The organism is Pseudomonas sp. TSO6 (genome assembly GCF_056098905.1).
In genome coordinates this window covers 1-430 of record NZ_JBLZWV010000090.1, presented here as the reverse complement: position 1 = coordinate 430, position 430 = coordinate 1, and the positions used below count along the sequence as shown (strand labels likewise).

Here is a 430-nt window from a genome sequence, read left to right as displayed (position 1 = left end):
GCAGGCAACATCCTCGCGACGGGTACCGTTGGCGCGGATGGCACCTTCGTCATCGCTCTGGCCCCTGCCGTGAACGACGGCAGCACCCTGCAAGTCACGCTCACCGACGCCGCCGGCAACGTATCGCAACCGGGCTCGGTCACCTCTGCTGACCTGCTGCCGCCTGCCCAACCGACTGACCTTGCCTTGGCTGATGGTGTGACCTTCACCGGTCGCGGCGAGCCGGGCACCACCGTCCAGGTGCGTGATGCCGCAGGCACTCTCATCGGCACTGGCACTGTTGGCGCCGATGGCCTGTTCAGCTTGACCCTGAACCCTGCGCAGGCCAATGGCGAAGCCTTGGACGTACGCCTGGTGGATGCCGCCGGCAACACCTCGGCGCCGCTGCAGTTCGATGCCCCGGATATCACGCCACCTGGCGCAGTAAGCA

Annotated in this window: 1 protein-coding gene; it reads left to right on the top strand. The window is 66.7% G+C overall.

From position 1 onward, the window contains the following. Positions 1-430 (top strand): Ig-like domain-containing protein (locus tag ACN6NG_RS29910; protein ID WP_474317530.1); only part of this gene is annotated, 430 nt, incomplete at both ends.